18 protein-coding genes are annotated in these 16,587 nt (G+C 60.8%); all 18 read left to right on the forward strand.

The genetic code is table 11. The features are described 5' to 3' along the window. Positions 1–132 precede the first annotated feature (132 nt). The 18 genes from B2D37_RS03475 to B2D37_RS03560 all read left to right on the forward strand — a co-directional run bounded on the left by B2D37_RS03475 (position 133) and on the right by B2D37_RS03560 (position 16,581). A complete protein-coding gene (locus B2D37_RS03475; RefSeq protein WP_079201409.1) occupies positions 133–438 on the forward strand; it encodes an STAS domain-containing protein in 306 nt (101 codons plus the stop codon). Positions 439–454: 16 nt separating this feature from the next. Further along, positions 455–2,152: a fused response regulator/phosphatase gene (locus tag B2D37_RS03480; RefSeq protein WP_079201410.1), complete on the forward strand. Its 1,698-nt coding sequence runs from the start codon at positions 455–457 to the stop codon at positions 2,150–2,152. A 30-nt stretch (positions 2,153–2,182) separates the two neighbouring features. Beyond that, on the forward strand, positions 2,183–2,536 hold the full coding sequence (locus B2D37_RS03485) for an Hpt domain-containing protein (protein ID WP_079201411.1): 354 nt from the start codon (positions 2,183–2,185) through the stop codon (positions 2,534–2,536). Positions 2,537–2,680: 144 nt separating this feature from the next. Continuing rightward, entirely contained in the window at positions 2,681–3,952 is a 1,272-nt protein-coding gene (locus B2D37_RS03490; protein ID WP_079201412.1) for a flagellar hook-length control protein FliK, read from the forward strand. A gap of 354 nt (positions 3,953–4,306) precedes the next feature. Further along, positions 4,307–4,828, forward strand: coding sequence for a flagellar basal body-associated protein FliL (gene fliL / locus B2D37_RS03495; RefSeq protein ID WP_079201413.1), 522 nt, complete (start codon positions 4,307–4,309; stop codon positions 4,826–4,828). Between the two features lie 13 nt (positions 4,829–4,841). Further along, a complete protein-coding gene (gene fliM / locus B2D37_RS03500; protein WP_079201414.1) occupies positions 4,842–5,813 on the forward strand; it encodes a flagellar motor switch protein FliM in 972 nt (323 codons plus the stop codon). A gap of 62 nt (positions 5,814–5,875) precedes the next feature. After that, the gene (gene fliN / locus B2D37_RS03505; RefSeq protein ID WP_079201415.1) at positions 5,876–6,346 is read left to right on the forward strand and encodes a flagellar motor switch protein FliN; all 471 of its coding nucleotides are present in this window, start codon (positions 5,876–5,878) and stop codon (positions 6,344–6,346) included. A 20-nt stretch (positions 6,347–6,366) separates the two neighbouring features. Beyond that, complete coding sequence (fliO, locus tag B2D37_RS03510) at positions 6,367–6,798, forward strand: flagellar biosynthetic protein FliO (RefSeq protein WP_079201416.1); 432 nt, start codon at positions 6,367–6,369, stop codon at positions 6,796–6,798. Next, entirely contained in the window at positions 6,798–7,553 is a 756-nt protein-coding gene (gene fliP / locus B2D37_RS03515; protein WP_079201417.1) for a flagellar type III secretion system pore protein FliP, read from the forward strand. The genes fliO and fliP overlap by 1 nt, the downstream gene beginning before the upstream one ends. Before the next feature lie 2 nt (positions 7,554–7,555). Beyond that, entirely contained in the window at positions 7,556–7,825 is a 270-nt protein-coding gene (gene fliQ, locus B2D37_RS03520; RefSeq protein ID WP_079201418.1) for a flagellar biosynthesis protein FliQ, read from the forward strand. 103 nt (positions 7,826–7,928) lie between these two features. Next, a complete protein-coding gene (gene fliR, locus B2D37_RS03525) occupies positions 7,929–8,705 on the forward strand; it encodes a flagellar biosynthetic protein FliR (RefSeq protein ID WP_079201419.1) in 777 nt (258 codons plus the stop codon). A 3-nt stretch (positions 8,706–8,708) separates the two neighbouring features. Then, positions 8,709–9,845 (forward strand): flagellar biosynthesis protein FlhB, encoded by a 1,137-nt coding sequence (flhB, locus tag B2D37_RS03530; protein ID WP_079201420.1) that lies wholly within the window; start codon positions 8,709–8,711, stop codon positions 9,843–9,845. A gap of 300 nt (positions 9,846–10,145) precedes the next feature. Then, entirely contained in the window at positions 10,146–12,254 is a 2,109-nt protein-coding gene (gene flhA / locus B2D37_RS03535; RefSeq protein WP_079201421.1) for a flagellar biosynthesis protein FlhA, read from the forward strand. A gap of 15 nt (positions 12,255–12,269) precedes the next feature. Continuing rightward, positions 12,270–13,571 carry a flagellar biosynthesis protein FlhF gene (gene flhF, locus B2D37_RS03540; RefSeq protein WP_079201422.1) on the forward strand — a complete coding sequence of 434 codons (1,302 nt, stop codon included), beginning with the start codon at positions 12,270–12,272 and terminating at the stop codon, positions 13,569–13,571. 108 nt (positions 13,572–13,679) lie between these two features. Next, positions 13,680–14,519 (forward strand): flagellar synthesis regulator FleN, encoded by an 840-nt coding sequence (gene fleN, locus B2D37_RS03545; protein ID WP_154067153.1) that lies wholly within the window; start codon positions 13,680–13,682, stop codon positions 14,517–14,519. Then, complete coding sequence (gene fliA / locus B2D37_RS03550; RefSeq protein ID WP_079201423.1) at positions 14,516–15,262, forward strand: RNA polymerase sigma factor FliA; 747 nt, start codon at positions 14,516–14,518, stop codon at positions 15,260–15,262. Before fleN ends, fliA begins: the two co-directional genes overlap by 4 nt. 136 nt (positions 15,263–15,398) lie before the next feature. After that, complete coding sequence (locus tag B2D37_RS03555; protein ID WP_177345177.1) at positions 15,399–15,773, forward strand: chemotaxis response regulator CheY; 375 nt, start codon at positions 15,399–15,401, stop codon at positions 15,771–15,773. 19 nt (positions 15,774–15,792) lie between these two features. Beyond that, positions 15,793–16,581: a protein phosphatase CheZ gene (locus tag B2D37_RS03560; protein WP_079201424.1), complete on the forward strand. Its 789-nt coding sequence runs from the start codon at positions 15,793–15,795 to the stop codon at positions 16,579–16,581. The last annotated feature ends 6 nt before the right edge of the window (positions 16,582–16,587 follow it).

The raw sequence follows: 16,587 nt of genomic DNA on the forward strand, positions 1-16,587 counted from the left end.
TTGCTGCTGGCGCTTGCGAGTGCTACATCTTGATCACACGGATCGTGCATTCAGGCTCGCTCAGTCGCGATAACCATCGCGCAAGCTTGTCTGGGGTGTGATCGACTGTTTTGTCGGAGAAAGGAGTTCTGTATGGCCATCACCTCGCTGTCCTCGCCTGATGGGCAAGAGTTGAGCATTGTGATTCAAGGACGTTTTGATTTCGGCGCGCATCAGGAATTTCGTGACGCCTACGAGCGCGTCAACCTCAGCCCCAAGCGCTATGTAGTGGACCTCAAGGGCACGACCTATCTGGACAGTTCGGCGCTCGGCATGTTGCTGTTGTTGCGTGATCACGCCGGTGGCGATCACGCGCAAATCCGTTTGCTCAACTGCAACCCGGATGTGCGCAAGATCCTCGCTATCTCCAACTTCGAACAACTGTTCCAGATCACCTAGCTCGAGTTCCTCAGCCATGCCTGCGCGTCTATCGATTCTGATCGCCGAGGATAACGCTGCCGACCGTATGCTGTTGTCGACCATCGTCAGCCGTCAGGGCCATCGCAGCCTGACCGCCAGCAATGGCCTGGAAGCGGTTGCCTTGTTCGAGCGCGAGCGTCCACAGCTGGTGTTGATGGACGCGCTGATGCCGGTCATGGATGGCTTCGAGGCGGCACGGCAGATCAAGCAGATGGCCGGCGAGGAGCTGGTGCCGATCATTTTTCTGACGTCGCTCACCGAAGGCGAAGCGCTGGTGCGCTGTCTGGAGGCGGGCGGCGATGACTTTCTTGCCAAACCCTATAACCGGGTGATCCTCGAGGCCAAGATCAACGCCATGGATCGCTTGCGGCGCCTGCAGGATACCGTGCTGCAGCAGCGCGACCTGATCGCCCAGCACAACGAGTACCTGCTCAACGAACAGCGCGTGGCCAAGGCGGTGTTCGACAAGGTGGCACATTCCGGTTGTCTCGCTGCGCCGAATATCCGTTACCTGCAATCGCCTTATGCGTTGTTCAACGGCGACCTGCTGCTCGCTGCGTTCAAACCTTCCGGTGGCATGCATGTGCTGCTGGGCGACTTTACCGGCCATGGTCTGCCGGCGGCAATCGGCGCCATGCCGCTGGCCGAGGTGTTCTATGGCATGACCGCCAAGGGCTATTCCCTGACGGAGATCCTGCGCGAGATCAATGCCAAGCTCAAACGCATCCTGCCGCTGGGCGTGTTCTGTTGTGCCACCCTGCTCAATATCAGCTTTCAGCGTCGAGTCGTGGAAGTGTGGAACGGCGGTTTGCCGGATGGCTATCTGCTGCGCGCCGACGGCGGCGAGCGAGTGCCCCTGGTGTCGCGACATCTGCCGTTGGGGGTATTGGAGCCGGCAGCGTTCAATGACCACTACGAGGTTTTCCCGCTCGAGTTGGGTGACCGGGTTTTCCTGCTGTCCGATGGCGTACTGGAAGCCTGCAACCAGCAGGGCGAGCTGTTTGGCGAGAAACGCCTGCTCAGGGTGTTTGCCGCCAATCGGCAGCCGGCGCAGTTGTTCGCCGATATTCAGCAGGCGTTGCTGCAGTTTCGTGGCGAATTGCAAGACGATGTCAGTCTGGTCGAAGTCAGTATGGTCGAGGAGAGTAGCCTGAGCCGCGGGCCATTGATCTTCACCGGCAGCGGTCAGCTCAGCCCGCTGGATTGGTCGGCGAGTTTCGAGTTCCGTGGCGAGACCCTGCGCCGCTTCAATCCGCTGCCATTCCTGTTGCAATTGCTGCTTGAGGTCGAGGGCTTGCGTCCCCAGAGCGGCGCGCTCTACAGCGTGCTCGCCGAGCTGTACTCGAATGCCTTGGAGCATGGGGTGCTGGGCCTGGATTCGAGCTTGAAATGCGATGCCGAAGGCTTCGCCGAGTATTACCTGCAGCGCAGCACCCGCCTGGCTCAGTTACGCGAGGGTTATGTGCGTTTCCATCTGCAACTGGTCCCCGAATCCGGCGGTGGGCGTTTGACCATAAGGGTCGAAGACAGTGGGTCGGGTTTCGATGGGCAGGCGATTCTGGAACAACAACTGCGTGTTGACCGTCTGTGGGGGCGCGGCCTGGCCCTGGTTCGCCAGTTGAGCGAGCGCTGTACCTGGCCGGAGGATGGGCAAGGGGTTAGCGTGGAGTTTTCCTGGTTGGCTGGGGCATAATCCCGCGCCTGATGATCAGGAAGCGAGCAGATGTCAGGTATTCATCTCGATAGCGCCGTACTGGCTGCGTTGCAGGATGTCATGGAGGATGAGTATCCGGTGTTGCTGGATACCTATCTGACCGATTCCGAAGAGCGTCTGCGCTTGTTGCGGCAGGCCATGCGTGAGGCTGACGCGCAGGGCTTGCGTCTGGCGGCGCACAGCTTCAAAGGCAGTTGCAGCAACATGGGCGCGGCCATGCTTGCCAGCTTGTGCGCGGAACTGGAAGAGGTTGGTCGGCGCGATTTGCTGGCTGAAGCCCCTGCGCTGATCGAGCAGGTCGAACGTGAATTTGCCATCGTGCGCATTTTGTTCAAGTCCGAGCGCCAGCGTTATCGGGCATGAAAGGGCGTTGGATCGGCCAGGTCTCCAGGGGGTGGTGGGCTGGCCTGGATGGCGAGGCACGAATTCCCATTCTCCAGCTTGTCGCCAACTTGGCCCGGCCTTTGCTAATGCTATGGCACGACCCCATTTGAATGGAGAATGCCCATGGCCGTCGCCACCGATCCGCTCCTCCGGTCGGCACCGCAAATAAAGCCGAAAGCTTCTGCGGGCAAAGCCCCGGAGAAACCGGCCGAGCCCCGCAAGAACGAGGCTTCCAGTTTTGCCCAGGTGTATGCCAAGGAGCGCCAGGCGAAAGCAGCAGAACGTAGCGATGCGTCTGCCAAGCCCCATCGCCCAGCCCAATCCGAGACGCAGGATGCGCAGAGCCCGCAAGGCCCAGAGGCTACGGCTGTCGCTCAGCAGCCGGAGTTTGCCGATAGCGGCAAGCTTTTGCCGAGCGCTGCAGGCGTGGATGATCCCGAGCCATTGCTGGCGCTGGGTACACTCGCTCAGCAGCCAGCCGATAGCGACGCGGAAGATCTCGGGCTCGGCCTCGACCTCGAACTTGCCGGTGAGCCGCAGCCGATGATGACGACCGCTCTGCCGGTTGCCTGGCCGACCCAGTTGTCGGCGGCGAACGCCGATCCCGAGCTGGATGCGCTGGATCAACTGCCGGCCGTGCGTATGGCCCTTGAGTTGGGGGCTAAAGCCAAGGCCGCAGTGGCCGAGCAGAGCGCGCCCGGCAGTGTGGCTGCGCAAACGGCGCAGAGCGCCGGGCAAAGCTTTGCCAGTGCCATCGCGGCCATGGGCGCTGAACAAGCAGAGCCAGAGGCCGATCTGGCGTCGCTCGAGCTTACTGCCGAGGGTTTGCAGGCGCTCAAAGAGAGCGCCGCCGACACTCGGCCGGAGAACTTCGTCGCCAGGCTCAGTGCGCTGAGTCAGGCGGTTGCTCAGCAGACCACGCAAGCTCCCCGCGCCGGACTGATGGCCGGCCAGCCGGTACCCATGCACCAGGCCGGTTGGAGCGAGGCGGTAGTGGATCGGGTGATGTTGCTCTCCAGCCAGAACCTCAAGTCCGCCGAGATTCAGCTCGATCCGGCCGAACTGGGGCGCCTGGAAGTGCGCATCAGCGTGAATCAGGAGCAGACCCAGGTGACCTTCGCCAGCGCCAATGCCGGGGTTCGTGAGGCCCTGGAAGGGCAGATGCACCGTTTGCGTGAGATGTTCACCCAGCAAGGCATGAACCTGCTCGACGTGAACGTTTCCGATCAGTCGCTCAACCGCGGTTGGCAGGGGCAGGGCGGCGATGGCAGAGGGCGTGGCGAGGCGGGTAATGAGCGGCTGGGTGGTGCTGACGAGGCCCATGCGGCCCTTGACGTAGAACTCAAAAGCAGCCTACCCGACAGTGGGCGTGGCATGGTCGATTACTACGCTTAAGCGATCGTTGAAAAACACTGCATCCAGGCCCGCTGCGTCACTGCGGCCAGTGGGGCTGCGGTAAAGGCTGGCAACTCGGCAGGTCGGTGTTGTTCGCAGTGCGCGCAACCCACTCACGCCCGACTCCGCAATGGGCTCGGGCGTGGTCGTTTTTGGGTGACAGCAAGAGGCGGGACTGGTATACCCGCTGGCCATCGTTGAGTCGAGCCTCGATCGCGCATGCTGTCGCGCTATGTGTCCGGGGGTTGCGCGTAACCGGGGTCTGGCGAGCTGCAGATGTTTGTAAGCTGGCATAACACTTGCTCACAACCCTTTGAACACGGATTGAACTCCGATTAGTGACGGATAATTGGCATGGCTAAGAAAGACGCGGAGCAAGACTCGGTAAGCACCGAGGCGAAACCGGCCGGTAAGTTGAAGCTCATCATCATGATTGTCGTGCCCTTGCTCCTGGCTGTGGGATTGTCGGTGGGCGGCACCTGGTTTTTCCTCAACAAGGGGGCGGCCAAGAGTGACGTCGAGGCTGAGTCCGCAGAGCCTGCGGTGCCCGTCAAACAAGTGGCAATCTACGAAGAATTGCTGCCGGCGTTCGTGGTCAACTTCACCCATAACGGTCGGGCGCGCTACATGCAGGTTAGTATTGCCTTGCTGGTGCGTGACCAGGCAGCGCTCGATGCGCTCAAGGTGCATATGCCGGTGCTGCGCAACCGTCTGGTGATGTTGTTCTCCAACCAGGACTTCGAGTCGTTGATCACGCCGGTAGGCAAGGAAATGCTGCGCCAGCAGGCTACGGCCAGCGTGCAGGAGTTGGCGCAGAAGGAGACGGGCAAATTGACCGTCGAGCAAGTGCTGTTCACCAACCTAGTGCTGCAATAGCCGGGAGCTTCGCATGGCTGTGCAAGACCTGCTGTCCCAGGATGAAATCGATGCGCTGCTGCACGGCGTCGATGACGGGCTGGTCGATGCCGAGGACGAAGTCGAGCCGGGAAGCGTCAAACAATATGACCTGACCAGCCAGGACCGCATCGTCCGTGGGCGCATGCCGACCCTGGAAATGATCAACGAACGCTTTGCCCGCTACACCCGCATCAGCATGTTCAATCTGCTGCGTCGTTCGGCGGATGTGGCGGTGGGTGGGGTGCAGGTGATGAAGTTCGGCGAGTACGTGCATTCGCTGTACGTGCCGACCAGCCTCAATCTGGTCAAGATGAAGCCGTTGCGTGGCACCGGTCTGTTCATCCTCGATGCCAAGCTGGTGTTCAAGCTGGTCGACAATTTTTTCGGTGGCGATGGCCGGCATGCCAAGATCGAGGGGCGCGAATTCACCCCCACCGAGCTGCGCGTGGTGCGCATGGTGCTCGACCAGGCGTTTATCGACCTCAAGGAAGCCTGGCAAGCGGTCATGGATATCAACTTCGAGTACGTCAACTCGGAGGTCAATCCGGCCCTGGCCAACATCGTCAGCCCCAGCGAAGTGATTGTGGTGTCGACCTTTCATATCGAACTGGACGGCGGTGGCGGCGACCTGCACATCACCATGCCCTATTCGATGATCGAACCAATCCGCGAGATGCTCGATGCCGGTTTCCAGTCCGACGTCGACGATCAGGACGAGCGCTGGATCAAGTCCCTGCGCGAAGACATTCTCGACGTCAGCGTGCCGCTCGGCGCCACGATAGCCAAGCGCCAACTGAGGCTGCGCGACATCCTGCACATGCAGCCGGGCGATGTGATCCCGGTGGATATACCCGATAACGTAATCCTGCGCGCCAATGGCGTACCGACCTTCAAGGTCAAGCTTGGCGCACACAAAGGCAACCTGGCGCTGCAAGTGCTAGAGCCCATCGGCCGCCTGCGCTGACAGGGTGTTATTAAACCGCACTGCGCTCGCCCAATCCGCTACCAGCCCGCCGAGGACACACGATGGCAGACGAAAATGAAAACACCTCCCCCGAGGAGCAGGCGCTGGCCGACGAGTGGGCAGCCGCCTTGTCCGAGTCCGGCGACGACGCCAATCAGGATGATATCGATGCCATGCTCGCCGTCGGTGGAGCGGCTGCGCCGGCTCCGCCACGTGCACCCATGGAAGAATTCGGCAGCGTGCCCAAGGGTAATCTGTCCGTCAGCCTGGATGGGCCGAATCTCGATGTGATCCTCGATATTCCGGTGTCGATCTCCATGGAAGTCGGCAACACCGATATCACCATTCGCAACCTGTTGCAGCTCAACCAGGGTTCGGTGATCGAACTCGATCGTCTCGCTGGCGAGCCGTTGGACGTGCTGGTCAACGGCACCCTGATTGCTCATGGCGAAGTGGTGGTGGTCAACGAGAAGTTCGGCATCCGCCTGACCGACGTGATCAGCCCCAGCGAACGGATCAAGAAACTGCGTTAATGCACCGACAGAGCCCGCTCATGTACAGACTTTCAGGCGTTACCTTGCTCCTGCCGTTCACCGCCCTGGCCGCCGAGCCGGCAGCGCAAGCGGCCATACCCATGGCCGGCAGCGGCATCACCGGGCAGCTGCTGCAGTTGTTGCTGGGCCTGTTGCTGGTGGTTGGCCTGATTTTTCTGCTGGCCTGGCTGATGCGCCGGGTGCAGCAGCTAGGCCCGCGCGGCGGCCAGGTGATCAAGATAGTCGCCAGTCAGGCGCTCGGTCCGCGCGATCGACTGGTGCTGGTGCAGGTGGGCGGCGAACAGCTACTTCTCGGCCTGACGCCGGGACGCATCGCGCCCCTGCATGTGCTGAAAGAGCCGGTGCACTTGCCTGACGGCGAGCCGGCCTCGACCGAGTTCGCCCAGCGCCTGATGGAGCTGTTGGGCAAGGACCAGAAGGACAAGTCTTGATGAGCGCGTTGCGCCTGCTGTTGGTTCTGCTGTTCACCCTGGTCGCGCCCGTGGTGTTTGCCGCCGACAATCCGCTGTCGATTTCGGCGATTACCCTGAGCACCGACGCCGCAGGCCAGCAGGAGTACTCGGTCAGCCTGCAGATCCTGTTGATCATGACGGCGCTGAGTTTCATTCCGGCCTTCCTGATGCTGATGACCAGTTTCACTCGCATCATTATCGTCTTCTCGATCCTGCGTCAGGCCCTGGGCCTGCAGCAGACGCCGTCCAATCAGATTCTCATCGGCCTGGCGCTGTTTCTGACCCTGTTCATCATGGCGCCGGTGTTCGAACAGATTAATAACGATGCCTTGCAGCCTTATCTCAACGAGCAATTGCCCGCCCAGGAGGCGATTGCCAAGGCCGAGGGGCCAATCAAGAACTTCATGCTGGCGCAGACCCGCGAAAGCGATCTGGAGCTGTTCATGCGCCTGTCCAAGCGTACCGATATCGCCAGCCCGGAAGATGCGCCGCTGGTTATCCTGGTGCCGGCGTTCGTGACCTCCGAGCTGAAAACGGCGTTCCAGATTGGCTTCATGATCTTCATCCCGTTCCTGGTGATCGATCTGGTGGTGGCCAGTATCCTCATGGCCATGGGTATGATGATGCTCTCGCCGCTGATTATTTCCCTGCCGTTCAAGATCATGCTGTTCGTCTTGATCGATGGCTGGGCGTTGATCATGGGCACCCTCGCCGCCAGCTTCGGAGGGATCTAGGCATGACGCCCGAGGTCGCCGTCGACCTGTTTCGCGAGGCGCTGTGGCTGACCGCCACCATAGTCGCGATCATCGTCGTGCCCAGCCTGCTGGTCGGCTTGATGGTCGCCATGTTCCAGGCCGCCACCCAGATCAACGAACAGACCCTGAGCTTTCTGCCGCGCCTGCTGGTGATCCTGGTTACCCTGATCGTCGCCGGGCCCTGGCTGGCCCAGCGGATGATCGAGTACATGCAGAACTTGATCATGAATATTCCGCTGTTGATCGGCTGAACGCCCATGCATACCTCTACTGCGTGCCAGCGTGCAGCCGTACAGAGTCGCTCCCGGCGAATCTGCGGGCAGTACTCGCCACAAATTATCCACGGACGTTGACATGTTGGAACTGAGCGATGCGCAGATCGGCGGCTGGGTGGGTTCTTTCCTGCTGCCGCTGTTTCGTATCGCGGCGCTGTTGATGGTGATGCCGATCATTGGCACGCAACTGGTGCCGATGCGCGTGCGTCTGTATCTGGCGCTGGCGATTTGCCTGGTGTTGATGCCCAATCTGCCGCCGATGCCGCAAGTCGAGGCGCTAAGCCTGCCGACATTTATTCTGATTGCCCAAGAGGTGCTGATCGGGGTGATGCTGGGGTTTGTCCTGCAGTTATTCTTCCATGCCTTCGTCATCGCCGGGCAGATCGTGGCAACGCAAATGGGCCTGGGTTTTGCCTCCATGGTCGATCCGGCCAACGGCATCTCGGTGGCGGTGATCGGTCAGTTTCTGCTAATGCTGGTGACCTTGCTGTTTCTCGCCATGAACGGCCACCTGGTGGTGTTCGAGGTGTTGGCCGAGAGTTTCGTCACCCTGCCGGTTGGCGGCGGCTTCCTGGTCGAACACTACTGGGAACTGGCCAATAAACTGGGCTGGGTAATAGGCGCGGCGCTGATCCTGGTGTTGCCGGCAATCACCGCGCTGCTGGTGGTCAACCTGGCCTTCGGGGTGATGACCCGCGCCGCGCCGCAGCTGAATATTTTCTCCATCGGTTTTCCGCTGACCCTGGTCATGGGGTTGGTGATTCTCTGGATTGGCATGGCCGATATTCTCGCGCAGTACCAGGTCTTCGCCAGCGAAGCCCTGCAACTGTTGCGTGAAATGGCGCGAGCGAGTTAGGCCATGGCCGAATCGGAAAGCGGTGCCGATAAAAGCGAGGACCCCACGGAGAAACGCCTTCGTGAATCCCGTGAGAAAGGTCAGATCGCGCGCTCCCGCGAGCTCAATACCCTGGCGATCATGTTGGCCGGGACTGGCGGCTTGCTGGCTTTTGGCGGCAGCCTGGGCAGCGCCTTGATATCAATCATGAGCAGTAATTTCTCCCTGCCGCGCGAGGTGATCATGGATGAGCGCTCCATGGCGATCGGGCTGCTGGCCTCGGGAAAAGTTGCCGTGGACGCCGTGCTGCCATTGTTTCTAGCATTGCTGATCGCCTCGATTGTCGGCCCGATTTCCTTGGGCGGCTGGTTGTTCTCGGCCAAGGCGATGGCGCCCAAGGTCAGCCGGATGGATCCGCTGGCGGGGCTCAAACGGATGTTCTCGGCCAAGGCGCTGGTCGAGCTGCTCAAGGCCTTGGCCAAGTTCACGCTAGTGCTTTCCGTGGCGCTTGCCGTGCTGTCGGCCAATGTCGACGACCTGCTGGCGATCGCTCATGAGCCGCTGGAGTCGGCGATTATGCACGCGGCCCAAGTGGTTGGCTGGAGCGCCCTGTGGATGGCCTGCGGGCTGGTGTTGATTGCGGCGGTGGATGTGCCGTTCCAGCTCTGGGATAACAAGCAGAAGATGATGATGACCAAGCAGGAGGTGCGCGACGAATACAAGGACAGTGAGGGCAAGCCCGAGGTCAAGCAGCGTATCCGCCAGTTGCAGCGCGAGATGACCGAGCGGCGGATGATGCAGGCAGTGCCGCAGGCAGACGTGGTGATCACCAACCCGACCCACTTCGCCGTGGCCTTGAAATACGACCCGGCCAAAGGCAATGCGCCAGTGTTGTTGGCCAAAGGCGGCGACTTTACCGCCCTGAAGATTCGCGAGATCGCTCAGGAGCACAAGATCATGCTGCTGGAGTCGCCGGCCCTGACGCGAGCGGTGTTCTATTCCACCGAGCTGGACCAGGAAATCCCGGCCGGGCTGTACCTGGCGGTGGCCCAGGTGCTGGCCTACGTCTACCAGATTCGCCAGTACCAGGCTGGCAAAGGCAAGCGCCCGGCGCCGTTGCCGGATTTGCCGATCCCGACGGATTTACGCCGCGACGAGTAGGCTGGGGCGTGCCGCATAGGCTGAGCGGTGTCGGTTGGGTTAGCGGTGCGTGCGGTCGGGCAGGCAGCCAAGCCCTTCGCGCGCCGCGTAACCCATCACGGCGTCAGCAGTCCCGACGCCGTGATGGGTTACGCGGCGGCCAAACAGCGGTCTTGAGCGAATATCGACTCAGCGGCTAACCCACCCTTGAATGGCGCAGGAAAAGTTGGACAGCTTCTTGCAAACCCCTTGGCAAAGGCGCGAATAGCGTCAAAAGATTGAATTGGCTGGGGTAGGGATGTGGCAGTAGATCGCTCACAAATGGTCGGCAACGTGCGCAGCAATCTGTCGGGGTTGCGTCAGGGCAATCTGGGCATCCCCTTGATGCTGCTGGTCATGCTCGGCATGGTCATGCTGCCGATCCCGCCGTTCCTGCTCGACGTGTTGTTTACCTTCAGCATCGCCCTGTCGATCGTGGTGCTGCTGGTCGGTATCTATGCCTTGCGGCCGCTGGATTTCGCGGTATTCCCGACCATTTTGCTGGCGGCGACCCTGCTCCGTCTGGCCCTGAACGTCGCGTCCACCCGCGTGGTATTGCTCAACGGCCATGACGGTCATGGCGCGGCGGGGCAGGTGATCCAGGCCTTCGGTGAGGTGGTGATCGGCGGTAACTATGTGGTCGGTATCGTGGTGTTCGCCATTCTCATGATCATCAACTTCGTGGTGGTGACCAAGGGCGCCGGGCGGATTTCCGAGGTCAGCGCGCGCTTTACCCTGGACGCCATGCCTGGCAAACAGATGGCTATCGACGCGGACCTGAATGCCGGCCTGATCGAACAGGCGGAAGCCAAGATACGTCGCTCCGAAGTGTCCCAGGAGGCTGATTTCTACGGATCGATGGACGGTGCCAGCAAGTTCGTGCGTGGCGATGCTATCGCCGGCCTGTTGATTCTGTTCATCAACCTGATCGGCGGCATCGCCATCGGTATCTTCCAGCACGACTTGAGTTTTGCCGATGCCGGCAAGGTCTATACCCTGCTGACCATCGGCGACGGCCTGGTCGCCCAGATTCCCTCGCTGCTGCTGTCGACCGCCGCGGCGATCATGGTCACCCGCGTCTCCAGTTCGGAAGACATGGGCGCTCAGGTCAATCGGCAGATGTTCGCCTCGCCGCGCGCCCTGGCCGTGGCGGCGGCGATCATGATCGCCATGGGTCTGGTGCCCGGCATGCCGCATTTTTCCTTCATCAGTCTCGGTCTGGTCGCCGCCGGCGGCGCCTATTGGATCGCCAACAAGCAACGCCAGGTCAAGGAAGAGGAAGTGCATGAGGTTCAGCGTCAGCAGGAGCTGCTGCCGGCCCAGCGCGCCCAGGAGGTCAAGGAACTCGGCTGGGACGATGTCATGCCGGTGGACATGGTCGGCCTGGAGGTCGGCTACCGACTGATTCCGCTGGTCGACCGCAACCAGGGTGGCCAGTTGCTCGCGCGGATCAAGGGTGTGCGCAAGAAGCTTTCGCAGGAGATGGGCTTTCTCATGCCCTCGGTGCATATCCGCGACAACCTCGACCTGCAGCCCAGCGCCTACCGCTTGACCTTGATGGGCGTCAGCGTGGCGGAGGCCGAGGTTTACCCGGATCGCGAATTGGCGATCAATCCGGGTCAGGTATTCGGCACCCTCAACGGGGTTGCCGCCAAAGATCCGGCGTTCGGCCTGGAAGCGGTATGGATCGACCCGGGCCAGCGCGATCAGGCGCAATCGCTGGGCTACACCGTGGTCGATGCCAGTACCGTGGTCGCGACCCACCTCAACCAGGTCTTGCACAAGCATGCGCATGAGCTGCTCGGTCACGAGGAAGTGCAGCAGCTCATGCAGTTGCTGGCGAAAAGTTCGCCGAAGCTGGCTGAGGAGCTGGTGCCGGGCCTGGTGTCGCTGTCGACCCTGCTCAAGGTGCTGCAGGCGCTGCTGCAGGAACAGGTGCCGGTGCGTGACATCCGTACCATCGCCGAAGCCATCGCCAACGTGGCGCCGAAGAGTCAAGATCCCGCCGCGATGGTCGCGGCAGTGCGGGTCGCCTTGGCCCGGGCCATCGTGCAAAGCATCGTGGGACTAGAGCTGGAGCTGCCTGTGATCACCCTTGAGCCAAGGTTGGAACAGATATTGCTAAACAGTCTACAGAAGGCCGGTCAAGGCTCCGAGGAGGGAATCCTCCTGGAGCCGGGCATGGCCGAGAAGCTGCAGCGTTCCCTGGTGGAAGCAGCGCAGCGCCAGGAAATGCTCGGCAAGCCAGTGATCCTGCTGGTAGCCGGACCGGTTCGGGCGATGCTCTCGCGGTTTGCACGGTTGGCAGTGCCGAGTGTGCATGTGCTGGCTTACCAGGAAATCCCGGACAACAAGCAGGTCACCATCGTCGCTACGGTGGGACAGAATTAACCGAGGTAACAGGCCATGCAGGTCAAACGCTTTTTCGCTGCCGATATGCGCCAAGCCATGAAGCTGGTTCGCGATGAGCTGGGCGCGGATGCCTCGATCATCGGTAACCGCCGGGTTGCCGGCGGTGTTGAACTGACCGCCGCACTGGACTACCAGATACCCGCCGCCCCTGCTCGGCAACCGAACGCGGCGCTGGAAGCCGAGTTGCGCGAGACTCAAGCCCGTATCGCCTCGGCGCAGGCCGAGCTGGTCACACGTACCCAAGCCGACGCCAGCAAGGACCGCCAGCTGTTCGCTGAAGAGCCGGTGGCGCCGCTCGACGATCTGGATACCGCCCTGCGTATGGCTACGCCAGCGCCAATGACCAGCGGCGACCAGGGCGCGCTCGAGGCCATGCGTTCCGAGTTGCACGGTTTGCGCGAGTTGCTCGAAGGGCAGCTGGGTTCCATGGCCTGGGGGCAGATGCAGACGCGTCGGCCGCAGCAGGCCAATCTCTGGCGGCGTCTGCAGCGCATGGGCTTACCCGCCGAGTTGTCGCGGGTGTTGCTCGAGCGTGTGGCGAATGTCGCCGAGCCGCGCCAGGCCTGGGGCATGTTGCTCGCTCACCTGGCCCATGCGATTCAAACGCCGCAGCAGGAGCCGCTGGAAGAGGGCGGGGTGATTGCCCTGGTCGGTCCTGCTGGCATGGGTAAAACTACCACCCTGGCCAAGCTGGCTGCACGTTATGTGCTCAAGTATGGCGCTCAGCATGTTGCCCTGGTCAGTCTGGACAGCTATCGGATTGGCGCCCAGGAACAACTGAAGACCTTGGGGCGTATCCTCAATGTACCGGTGACCCTGGTCGACCCCGGTCAGTCGTTGACCCAGGCTCTGGTTCCCCTGGCGCGCAAGCGCGTGATATTGATCGATAGTGCCGGTTTGCCGGCCAGCGATCCCGCCCTGCGCATGCAGCTGGAAACCCTGGCCAGCCGCGGCATCAAGGCCAAGAATTACCTGGTCCTGGCGGCTACCAGCCAGAGCCAGGTGCTCAAGGCCGCCTACCACAGCTACAAGCGCTGCGGTCTTTCCGGCTGCATCCTGACCAAGCTGGATGAGGCCACCAGCCTTGGCGAGGTTTTAGGTCTGGCTATTGGCCAGCGTCTACCGGTAGCCTATCTCACTGATGGGCCACGGATTCCGGATGATTTGCAGGTGCCGCGCAGCCATCAACTGGTCAGTCGTGCGGTGGGACTGCAAAGCGCCGAGGACCCGAGCGAAGATACAATGGCCGAGATGTTCGCCGGGCTTTATCAACATCCGGCGCGGCGCGCCGGTTAATGGCCATTGCGGCAATGATTAAGCAATATGCGGCGATGCGTGGTGCCCGGCGGTGGATTGGCGGAGTACCAGCAGCCACATGGTCCCAGTCGAAGTCAGACAAGGTGTATAGATAACATGGGTATGCATCCCGTACAGGTGATTGCGGTGACCGGCGGCAAGGGTGGCGTCGGCAAGACCAATGTGTCGGTGAATCTGGCGCTGGCGCTGGCTGATCTCGGTCGGCGGGTGATGGTGATGGACGCCGACCTGGGGCTGGCCAACATCGACGTGCTGCTGGGCCTCACTGCCAAGCGGACGCTGGCCGATGTGATCAGTGGCGAGTGCGAACTGCGCGACGTGGTGCTGCAAGGCCCCGGCGGCATTCGGGTAGTCCCCGCTGCGTCAGGCACGCAGAGCATGGTGCAGCTTTCGCCGATGCAGCATGCCGGCCTGATTCAAGCCTTCAGCGACATCAGCGACAACCTCGATGTGCTGATTGTCGATACCGCCGCTGGTATTGGCGACTCGGTGGTCAGTTTTGTCCGCGCCGCCCAGGAAGTGCTGGTGGTGGTGTGTGACGAGCCGACCTCGATCACGGACGCCTATGCCCTGATCAAGCTGCTCAACCGCGACCATGGCATGAGCCGTTTCCGCGTCCTGGCGAATATGGCGCACAGCCCACAGGAAGGCCGCAACCTGTTTGCGAAACTGACCAAGGTTACCGACCGCTTCCTCGATGTCGCGCTGCAATATGTTGGCGCGGTGCCTTACGATGAGTCGGTACGTAAGGCCGTGCAGAAACAGCGTGCGGTCTACGAAGCGTTCCCGCGTTCGAAGAGTTCCCTGGCGTTCAAGGCGATTGCCCAGAAAGTCGATGCCTGGCCACTACCGGCCAATCCGCGCGGCCATCTGGAATTTTTCGTCGAGCGCCTGGTGCAGCAACCCGCCGCGGATACGGCCATATGACAGCAGCTTCTGGACTCCGTATGTACAGCAAGGCTCAGACACAAGACGCCCAGCACCAGTTGATCGAGCGCCACGCGCCCTTGGTCAAGCGGATTGCTTATCACATGTTGGCGCGCTTGCCGGCCAACGTGCAGGTGGATGACTTGATCCAGGCCGGGATGATTGGCCTGCTCGAAGCCTCGAAGAAATACGACTCCAGTAAAGGTGCCAGTTTCGAAACGTTCGCCGGCATTCGCATTCGCGGCTCGATGCTCGATGAGGTGCGCAAAGGCGATTGGGCGCCGCGTTCGGTGCATCGCAATAGCCGCATGGTTAGCGACGCAATTCGGGTAATTGAAGCAAGAACCGGTCGCGACGCTAAAGATCAAGAGGTTGCGGCCGAACTCCAATTGAGTCTCGAGGATTACTACGGCATCCTTGGCGACACTTTGGGCAGCCGGCTGTTCAGCTTCGACGATTTGCTGCAGGACGGCGAGCATGGCGGGCTGCACGAAGACGTCAGCTCCACTCACCCAGAGCCCTCGCGGGAGCTGGAGGACGAGCGTTTCCAGGCGGCATTGGCCGATGCCATCAGCCACTTGCCCGAGCGGGAACGCTTGGTGTTGTCGCTGTATTACGACGAACAACTGAATCTCAAGGAAATTGGTGAGGTTCTGGGGGTTAGCGAATCGCGCGTCAGTCAGTTGCATAGTCAGTGTGCCGCACGCTTGCGGGCGCGACTGGGGGAATGGCGAGCGAGCTGAGCAGTTAAATCAGCAGACCGTTGGAAAATCTAGTGAAGTAGTTTTGCAGCGGCCTGTCAGGCCGGTTTCACGATTAAAAGCGTGCCCAGGTGCTGGGTTCGTTTGGGACTGTACGGAGGTCGACTTGGACAAAAACATGAAAATCCTCATCGTTGATGACTTTTCAACGATGCGCCGGATCATCAAGAACCTTCTGCGCGACTTGGGGTTCACCAACACCGCGGAAGCCGATGATGGCACCACTGCACTGCCGATGCTGCAAAGCGGCAGTTTCGATTTTCTGGTGACTGACTGGAATATGCCAGGCATGACCGGGATCGACTTGTTACGTGCGGTACGTGCAGACGAGCGTCTGAAGCAGTTGCCGGTGCTGATGGTGACCGCTGAAGCGAAACGCGATCAGATCATCGAGGCCGCACAAGCCGGGGTGAATGGCTATGTGGTCAAACCGTTCACAGCCCAGGTGCTGAAAGAAAAGATTGAAAAAATCTTCGAGCGGGTCAACGGCTGATGTCTGCCGCGAGGGCACTATGGAACATGACGATTCCGCTCAGGGTGACTTTGAGTCGACCCTGAAAATTCACGCGCGCCAATTGGTGGAAAGCCTGGAACACGGCAATTTTGGCGAAGCGGTGCAACTGATCAACGATATCAACAAGGTTCGCGACCGTGGTCTGTATCACGAAGTCGGCAAGCTGACGCGCGAGTTGCATAACGCCATCGTCAATTTCCAGCTCGATCCACGGGTGCCGCACGCCAAAGAAGTGTCGCAAATCACCGACGCTACCGAGCGCTTGAATTATGTGGTGACGATGACCGAGAAAGCGGCCAATCGCACCATGGATCTGGTTGAGATGAGTTCGCCCCTGGTTAACGCTATCGGCGCCGAGGCACAGAGCCTGAGTGCCGATTGGGGCCGCTTCATGCGCAGGGAAATGGGCGCCGATGGTTTCCGTGACCTGGCCAAGCGAATTGAACTGTTTCTCGCCAGCAGCGAGCGCGACAGCGTCCAGGTGTCGGCCCAGCTCAACGATATTCTGCTCGCGCAGGATTACCAGGATCTGACTGGCCAGGTGATCAAGCGGGTGACGCAACTGGTCACCGAAGTGGAAAGCAACCTGCTCAAACTGGTGCTGATGGCCAGTCAGGTCGACCGTTTTGCCGGTATCGAGCATGACCACGCCGTGCTGCGTGCTGAACAAGAACAACAAAAAGAGCCTTCCCACGGTGAAGGTCCGCAGATTCATGCCGATAAGCGTGAAGACGTCGCATCCAATCAGGATGATGTCGACGATCTGCTTTCCAGCCTGGGATTTTAGGAGCAC

Source organism: Pseudomonas sp. CC6-YY-74, from assembly GCF_002025205.1.
In the GTDB taxonomy this organism is placed as follows: Bacteria; Pseudomonadota; Gammaproteobacteria; order Pseudomonadales; family Pseudomonadaceae; genus Aquipseudomonas; species Aquipseudomonas paeninsulae.